This window comes from Spongiactinospora rosea (assembly GCF_003315795.1).
Lineage (GTDB): Bacteria > Actinomycetota > Actinomycetes > Streptosporangiales > Streptosporangiaceae > Spongiactinospora > Spongiactinospora rosea.
The window spans coordinates 1-7,373 of the sequence record NZ_QMEY01000057.1 but is presented as its reverse complement, the minus strand read 5'-3'; the positions used below and the strand labels follow the sequence as shown (position 1 = coordinate 7,373).

General features: G+C 66.5%; 11 protein-coding genes and 1 pseudogene. 6 read left to right on the top strand and 6 right to left on the bottom strand.

The genetic code is table 11. The features are described from left to right. Nucleotides 1-350: 350 nt before the first annotated feature. Both DP939_RS45875 and DP939_RS49690 read right to left on the bottom strand, forming a co-directional pair. Entirely contained in the window at nucleotides 351-632 is a 282-nt protein-coding gene (locus DP939_RS45875) for a hypothetical protein (RefSeq protein WP_147268432.1), read from the bottom strand. A gap of 154 nt (nucleotides 633-786) precedes the next feature. Next, a complete protein-coding gene (locus DP939_RS49690) occupies nucleotides 787-1,254 on the bottom strand; it encodes a transposase (RefSeq protein ID WP_113986937.1) in 468 nt (155 codons plus the stop codon). Nucleotides 1,255-1,324: 70 nt separating this feature from the next. Here DP939_RS49690 and DP939_RS47465 point away from each other — a divergent pair, with 70 nt between their 5' ends. The 5 genes from DP939_RS47465 (at nucleotide 1,325) to DP939_RS44880 (ending at nucleotide 4,441) form a co-directional block, all read left to right on the top strand. After that, on the top strand, nucleotides 1,325-1,591 hold the full coding sequence (locus tag DP939_RS47465; RefSeq protein ID WP_199565850.1) for a hypothetical protein: 267 nt from the start codon (nucleotides 1,325-1,327) through the stop codon (nucleotides 1,589-1,591). 183 nt (nucleotides 1,592-1,774) lie between these two features. After that, nucleotides 1,775-1,906 carry a hypothetical protein gene (locus DP939_RS49020; RefSeq protein ID WP_263972400.1) on the top strand — a complete coding sequence of 44 codons (132 nt, stop codon included), beginning with the start codon at nucleotides 1,775-1,777 and terminating at the stop codon, nucleotides 1,904-1,906. A gap of 364 nt (nucleotides 1,907-2,270) precedes the next feature. Continuing rightward, complete coding sequence (locus tag DP939_RS44890; protein ID WP_113986936.1) at nucleotides 2,271-3,164, top strand: DUF6192 family protein; 894 nt, start codon at nucleotides 2,271-2,273, stop codon at nucleotides 3,162-3,164. A gap of 4 nt (nucleotides 3,165-3,168) precedes the next feature. Further along, nucleotides 3,169-3,585, top strand: a complete 417-nt coding sequence (locus DP939_RS44885; protein ID WP_113986935.1) for a hypothetical protein — start codon at nucleotides 3,169-3,171, stop codon at nucleotides 3,583-3,585. 4 nt (nucleotides 3,586-3,589) lie between these two features. Next, nucleotides 3,590-4,441, top strand: a complete 852-nt coding sequence (locus DP939_RS44880) for an IS5 family transposase (protein ID WP_113986934.1) — start codon at nucleotides 3,590-3,592, stop codon at nucleotides 4,439-4,441. A 188-nt stretch (nucleotides 4,442-4,629) separates the two neighbouring features. Here the strand turns inward: DP939_RS44880 and DP939_RS44875 are convergent, their stop codons facing one another. Next, nucleotides 4,630-5,277 (bottom strand): NADPH-dependent F420 reductase, encoded by a 648-nt coding sequence (locus DP939_RS44875; protein ID WP_113986933.1) that lies wholly within the window; start codon nucleotides 5,275-5,277, stop codon nucleotides 4,630-4,632. A 95-nt stretch (nucleotides 5,278-5,372) separates the two neighbouring features. On the opposite strand from DP939_RS44875, the pseudogene DP939_RS44870 reads away from it, so the two are divergent. After that, nucleotides 5,373-5,660: pseudogene (locus tag DP939_RS44870) on the top strand (winged helix-turn-helix transcriptional regulator); the annotation flags it as partial. Here DP939_RS44870 and DP939_RS48545 read toward each other — a convergent pair. From DP939_RS48545 to DP939_RS44855, 3 genes are all read right to left on the bottom strand, one after another. Continuing rightward, the gene (locus tag DP939_RS48545) at nucleotides 5,595-6,209 is read right to left on the bottom strand and encodes an SRPBCC domain-containing protein (RefSeq protein WP_225878954.1); all 615 of its coding nucleotides are present in this window, start codon (nucleotides 6,207-6,209) and stop codon (nucleotides 5,595-5,597) included. The pseudogene DP939_RS44870 and the gene DP939_RS48545 sit on opposite strands and share 66 nt — an antisense overlap. Next, on the bottom strand, nucleotides 6,206-6,508 hold the full coding sequence (locus DP939_RS44860; protein ID WP_113983844.1) for an ArsR/SmtB family transcription factor: 303 nt from the start codon (nucleotides 6,506-6,508) through the stop codon (nucleotides 6,206-6,208). Before DP939_RS44860 ends, DP939_RS48545 begins: the two co-directional genes overlap by 4 nt. 249 nt (nucleotides 6,509-6,757) lie before the next feature. Next, a complete protein-coding gene (locus tag DP939_RS44855) occupies nucleotides 6,758-7,270 on the bottom strand; it encodes an SRPBCC domain-containing protein (RefSeq protein ID WP_113986931.1) in 513 nt (170 codons plus the stop codon). Nucleotides 7,271-7,373 lie beyond the last annotated feature (103 nt).

Genomic DNA, 7,373 nt, shown 5'->3' with positions numbered 1-7,373 from the left:
CCTGCTTGCAGGTGTGGGGCCCGTAGGGCAGGTCCGCGGCGGTGGCGGTGGCCGCGTCCGCCGGGACCGCAGCCGCCGGGGGGGTGAGGGACAGTACGCCGGCTACCAGCGCCAGCGCGATGGCCAGACCGGCGCGGGGGATTCCCCGGCGGGTCGTCGTCTTCCGCATCGCTTCTCCTTGGGTGTCCGCTCCCCGCAGGGAAGGCTTCTCCAGGGTCCTGCGGAATTCCCTGCAGGGAAATCCGCACATGAGGGAAAGAGGCCCGCCGAGCCTTTCGGGGAGAGAGGGTGAATTAGGGGACGGTAAACCGGAAAGGCATTATCCGGAACACCATTATTCGTCCGAGAGATCAACACAGGGTGATGTGGGTCCAGCCGGTGGCGAACCCGGGAATGGATTTGAGGTTGGTGAAGTTGCCGGCGGCGTCCACCACGCCCGTGCTGCCCTGGCCGTCGGTGGCCCGATAGAACAGCTGTGGATCGCCCACCGCCGTCGGGGAGGCACCGGACCTGACATTACTGGCGGCAGGCCGCGCGTATACCGGGCCGGATATTCCGAGGAACACGGCCGTCCCGGTGACGATTGTCGTGAGGGCCACGAAAAAGGCACGATTGATCGAGATTCTCCTCATATCTCTCCCTCGCTGCCTGCTTGTTCTGCCTCTTCGTGCCGGTATGCGACATCGCGAGCGTCGCTTGACTGGTGGACCAGGAGAAAACGGACGTTCATCGGTTTCCTCGGGCCCGGCGAGCAGTAATTCTGGATACCCAGGAATTGGCTGTGTGTCAAGCCCCGAGTTTTGTGGAGGCTCGGTTAGCTGGTTTTGAGTGCATGTTCTGCGATGGCGGGCGTTGCGTGGAGGGCTTCGAACTCAGCAGGCGGGAAATGGCCGAGTTCACCATGGAGACGACGCTGATTGAACCAGTCGATGTACTCGGCGACGGCGTCGGCCTGTTCGAGGCGTTCGGTATAGCCGACGCGGACTTCAGGATCGCATTGGCCCGGCGCAGTTCCTTCACCTCACGTTCCAGCTCGGCGATACGGGCCGCGTCCTGGCTGGTGGTCCCCTCACGCAGCCCCTCGTCGGTCCCGGCGCGCTTGACCCAGGTCCGCAGTGCCTCGGGGTGCACATCGAGTTGATCGGCGATACGCCTGATCGCGCCGTCACGGGTGGCAGGGTCCTTACCGGCCTCCACGGGCCGGCCTCGTCGCACGCTCGCGGAGTTCATCGGGTCTTTCCGGGGAGCAGCCATGAACAGGAACCTTCCGGGTCCTCGCTGTCTCCATCAAACCTGGGGCGGTTCAGCTTGCTCCTGTTGATCCATGGCGCTGCTCGTCGGCTTCCGTGCGGCCGAGATCACCTGGTCGACGTGCTTCGGACGCTTCCGGACATGCCCGCGACCGGCCGCGCCCAGGCTCGAAGCCGCCCAGACCCGCAACCGGGAGATCGCCGAAGAGAACCAACGACTGCGCGCCCAACTCGCCCACGCCCTCGGTCAACTCCGAGCCGCCGGCCTCCTCATCCAGGAACCCGAACCCTTGCCCACGCAGCCCCGACGTCGCTCTTCAGTAACGATCGGCCCCTGCTGAGTAGGTCGCCACGTCTCGACTACCGGCTCGTTGAGCACATGTCATCGACGAGCCGGTGCTGGTCAAGGCCATGATCAGAATCGAGCTAAAGATAACGGAGATTATCGAAGAACCCCTGGCGGCCCGGAGTTCGATCAGAGCTCTGGGGCGTTTCCGTGTGCCCGGCCCAGCGGTGAAAAATTCATGGCGGGACAGGTCAACCTGTCGGGCAAGGTTCGAGCTGGACATGATCGCAACGGCGCGACCTCGGGCTGGGCCCGCGCGTCGAGGTTCAACGGCCGGATGATCAGCGCCGCGTCGGCCGTCGCCTCGTGACTCGGTGGACCATGTGGACACGGCCAGTAGCGCGGCGGTGCCATGGACTCAGGCGTCGTCGTTGTCTCCGCCCAGCGTCTCCGCGAAGCGCCGACCTGGCGTCGGGTCGACCCCGAAGCGCTCGGCGTAGCGTTCGTGAATTTCCTTCCACGGCTTGTTCGCCTCCTGTTCGGAGAGGTGCCGGCCGGCGAGGTGAGACTCAAGCCGTGAGAAGGTGTCTTTGATCCCCGTTGATGATCGTTAGGGGAAACACAAAAGACCTTGTTTGCCAGGGATTGTCACCTGGCGTGATCAATAGGATGCTTGGTGTTGGTGGTCCGCATCCCGCCGTTGTCCCGTACGTCGCGTGCGAGGGGAGCGGACCATGCCGACCATGATCGGTCACGTCAGCCAGGAGCGGTACGAACAGATCATCACTCGCGGCCGGGAACTGGTTGAACTCCAGACCCGTTCCCAGTTCGAGCTCGGCGACCTGGCGCTAGAGATCGAGCCGATGCAGCCGCACGGCGGCGCGCACCCGGACCGGGGCGAGGCGCTGTTCGGCGTCTTGGAATCCCTACAGATGTTCGCCGACGACCTTGCTATCCCGGTGAAGACGCTGGAGACCTATCGCTGGGTGGCCTCCCGTTGGCCGGCCCAGCACCGCCGGCACGCTGTCCCGTACTACATTCACAAGACGCTGGCCTCGCTCCGCGATGATGAGGAGCGGTGGGAGCGCATCACCAAGCCGCCGCTGGACCAGCGCGCCCAGACGCACCGGTGGACCGACAGGGCCGCCAAGCAGGCCGTCGATCAGAAGTTCGCCGACACCTCCTCAGTGCAGCAGAAGGTGGAGCGCATCCACGACTTGGCCCGCGATGAGCAGGTCGCCGCCGCGGTGGCGACTGATCTGCTGCGCCGCCCGGAGGTCGCCTTCAAGGCGATGACCGACACCACCGCCCGGCATCTGGTCAACCGTGCGCAGGTCGATCAGGCCCGGCAGGCTGGCGAGGCGGTCCGGGAGCGGACCCCGGCGCTGCCCCGGATCGAGCGCAGCCGCGACTTCATCGAGTTGGTCGGCGCGTGCTCGGTGTTCGTGGCCGCGGTGGGCCGGGTGCTGCCGACGCTACGCGGGCACGCCTTCACCGTCGAGGAGAAGGCGACCGTGGCCCGCAATCTCGGCCGGGTGCGCGCGACTGCCGACTGGCTGGAGGCGGCTGTCCAGTCCGGCGACGTGAGCCTGGATGAGGGCCTGGCCCGGCTGCTGCGCGGCGAGTAGCACCATGCCCTCCAGGGGCCTGGCCGCCAACGTCTGCGGCGACCAGGTTCGTCTCGCGCTGCTGGAGGCCCGCCCGGCCGGGCTGACCGCCCGGCAACTGGTCGGCGCCACCAAACTGAGCCTCTACCAGGTTCGCAAGGGCATCCTCTACATCCGGGAGGTCTCGGCGATGGCCCACTTGACCCCGCTGATCTGGACGCCGGACGATGGTTACCGCTTCTCCTCCCAACCCGATGACTGGATCGCCTACGAGCGCTCGCGGATGCGCACCGAGTTGACCCGGATCAGCCGCCTGCTGTCGGCGACGGTCGCACCACACGCGGCCGCCCGGCCGGAGGAGGAGTGGGTCAACCTGGTGCTGGGCCAGCTCAACGTGGTGCAGGCGGCGCTGAGCCTGCTCAACAAGGCCGGGCGAGCGTGAGCCGATGCGCCCGCACCGTTATCCGTCCGATACCAGCGATGAGGAGTGGTCGCTGATCGAGCCCCTCCTGCCGGTGCCCGCCTGCCAGACGCGCACAGGCGGCCGACCGGAAAAGCACCACCGCCGCGACATCTTCGACGCGATCCGGTACGTGACCGACAACGCCTGCAAGTGGAGGGCCCTGCCAGCGGACTTTCCGCCTTACCAGACCGTGTTCGGGTTCTTCAGCCGCTGGACCAGGGCCGGGGTCTTCAACCGGGTCCGTGATGAACTTCGCCGCGCCATCCGGTTGCGCGCCGGACGCTGCCCCAACCCGGTCGCCGGCATCATCGACTCCCAGTCGGTGCGCGCCGCAGCCACCGTCACCGGCCGCTCACGCTCCTACGATGCCGGGAAACGGGTGGCAGGCAGGAAGCGCCACCTGGTCGTGGACACCTTCGGCCTGCTCATGATGGTCATGGTCACAGCCGCCGGACAGCCCGACCGCGACGCCGCCCGGGAGTTACTGGCCCGGCTGCGGATGCTGCACCCGCAACTCACCCTCATCTGGGGCGACAGCGCCTACACCGGGACGCTGGTCGAGTGGGCCCGCCGCTTCCTGCACCTCACCTTGAAGATCGTGACTAAACGGCCTGGTCAGACCGGGTTCAAGGTCCTCGCGAGAAGGTGGATCGTCGAGAGGTCTCTCTCGTGGCTGATGAACGCCCGCCGCAACGTCGTCGACTTCGAGCGCAAGCCCTCGCACAGCGAAGCCCACCTGACCGTCGCCGCGATCACGCTCATGACCAGACGGTTGACCAGGAAAAGGCCGCCGGCATGGACCCGGAGGCCAGCGTCTGTTCCGCAGGCCGCCTGAGAGGTGTCGCTGGCTTGGAAGCCGTGTTGGGCCTGAACGGAGCGCTACCTCGATCTGGTCGTGGGCGGCGTTTCGTCAGCGGAGGTCGCCGACAAGGTCGCTCGACACCTGGAGTGGTCCCACTTGGAGCCATCCTCGCCCCTTCACGGCCGCGTGCTTCCTACACGACCGTCGCCGGTGGAGGGATGTTATGCGGCCGCTGATGGAACGCGCGGGATGGCGGAGTTGGGGTCAGTGCCGGCGAAGGCCAGCCCAATGACGAAACCGGCGACCTCCTCCAGTTGGCGAGCGCGATCCAGCGATCCCAGCACGGCCGGGGCTGCGCCGACATCACGGACCAACTCCCCGACGACGTGCAACGCGTCCGGATTGTCACCACACATCGCCACCGTGACAGGGTGTTCGCCACTGGCGCGAGACCTCGTCCACTGATCGGAGGGGAACATGTGGAAGGCCTTCACGACGTGTGCTCCCGGAGACAGACTGGCGATCCGCTGTGCCATCGCCTCGCCTGGCCCGGTGAGCACTACACCCACGCCGTGCTCGACTGCGTTTGTCGGATCGATCAACGCCGTTCCTTCCAGGGAGCCGTCAGCCGCGCCCGCGCTGCGCAGCATGTCCTCGGCGCCCTGCCAGGACACCGCGAGCAGCACGGCATCACGATCTACGACCGCCTGGCGCGGCGTGACGGCGCGCGCCCTGCAGCCCAGCCGATCGGCGAGCTCCTGCGCCTTGGCCCGGGAGCGCCCCGCGACGGCCAGCTCATGTCCGGCGCGCACCCAGCCCTCACCCAGCGCCGCCGCCAGCATTCCCGTGCCCAAAATCCCGATGCGCATCCGCAATCCCTTTCCCACCTCGCGTCAAGCGATGATCGTCTGGTGGCTACGGTAAAGAAGGCGTTACGCACCGATCGGTGCGCAACAAACAGGCGATGATGGTCGGCGAGAGGAGCGATCAGGGCATGGATCGTGACGAGTTCGTGGCGGATTGCCGTGTACGTGCGGCCACCGATCTGTTCGCCCACACGTGGGATCCTGTGGTCCTGGCGGCTCTTGCCTCCGGACCGCGCCGCCGGCGCGAACTGCGCGACGCTATCGGCGGCGTCAGCGACAAGGTGTTGACGCAGGCGTTGCATCGTCTGCTCGCCAACGGGCTAATCGACCGCCGCGCACATGCCGAAGCTCCACCGCGTGTCGAGTACGCCCTGACCGGCTTGGGACAAAGCTTGGTCGACGGTCCGTTGAAGGCTCTCGGACGCTGGGCGAATGAGCACGGTGATGAGCTTCTCGACGCTCAGGAGAAGGCTGCGCGGAACGTCACCGACGTGCGTGTGATCATGATGACGACGTAGATCCTCGCGCTGGTTTCGCCAAAGATCTCCAGTGGTGCCGGGTTCGAAGACACCTTCTGAAAGATAGGTGTGCCAGCCGGTTGCCACCTGCGCTGCGATCGCGCGGACGCCGAAGACGTGGGTGAAAATCAACCGGCAGCCGCCTTGCTGAGCTGAGAGCTCGAACCTGTAGTGCTCGCCGCCGAAGGTCCAGGCCAGGCGATGGGGCGCATCGACCTCCGTCACCTCGCCGGTCGCGCCGTAGGCCTGGAGGGCCTCACCTTCGGCCGGTGTCCAGTCGACGGTCGCGGGAAACCAGCGCTCCAGCTCTGCCGGCATGCTGACCGCCCGCCACACGCGTTCGACCGAGTGGGGGAGGATGCGTTCGAAGCGCAGCGCCGGGCGGCCGTCGATCGTTTCCAGGGTCCCGTCGGTCATGGATTCTCTTTCAGGTGGCGTTCGAGCGTGTCGAGGGTCCTCGACCAATAAACGCGGTAGGGCTCCAGCCACTGGTCAACATCCGTGAGGGGGCCTGGCCGCAGCGTGTACAGACGCCGCTTGCCATCCACGCGTACCGCGACGAGCCCGGCCTCGCGTAACACCTTGAGATGCTTGGACACGCCGGGCTGGCTGAGGTCAAGTCGCTCTACCAGGTCTCCGGCGGACCGCTCGCCATCACGCAGCAGGTCGAGAATCTGCCTGCGATGCGGCTCAGCCAGGGCAGCGAAGGTGCTCATTCCATCATATTACCAGATGGCGATATGGCCTGTGGAGTCGCCGCATGATTTGTGGAGTCGCCGCCACGGCTCCCATCATGTCGGCCTTCCCGGCCCCGGGGCACGCCGGCGGCGCTGCCATCCAGATGCGTTCAGTCGCGATAGCCGAAAAGGGCCAATCGCTCGAAGTGTCACCGGCGTGCGCAGGGGCGAACCCGGTGCGTGCCATGCTCTCTCAGTGCGCCCCGGCCACGAGTCGGCCTTGAAAGATCATTCCTGACCTGCGCGCAGAGTCTCCGCGAAGCGCCGGCCCGGCGTCGGGTCGACCCCGAAACGCTCAGCGTAGCGTTCGTGCGTTTGCGCCCATCCCTGGTGCGCGTCCTCTTCGGACAGATACCCGCCGGCGAGATGGCGATCGAGCCGCGAGAGGTAGGTGTGCCATCCGGTAGCCGTCTGTGCCGAGATCGCACGGTCGTCGAGGACGTGGGTGAAGATCAACCGGCAACCGCCCTCCTGGGCTGAGAGCTCGAAGCCGTGCGGCTGACCGGCGTAGGTCCAAGCCAGGCGGTGGGGAGCGTCGGCCTCCGTCACCTCAAGGGTCGCGCCGTAGGATTCGAAGGTCTCCCCCGCCGCCGGCGTCCAGTTGACGGCCGCGGGCATCCAGCGCTCCAGCTCCGCCGGTACGCTGACCGCCCGCCACACGCGCTCTACCGGATAGGCGAGCACGCGTTCGAAGCGCAGCGCCGGGCGGCCGTCGATCGTTTCCAAAGTTCCGTCGGTCATGGATTCTCCTTCGGGTGTCGTTCGAGGCGTCAAGGATCCTCGGCCGGAACGGAGTTCATATTGCCATATGGAAATATGAACTGCAACTCGGGGTGAGCCCACG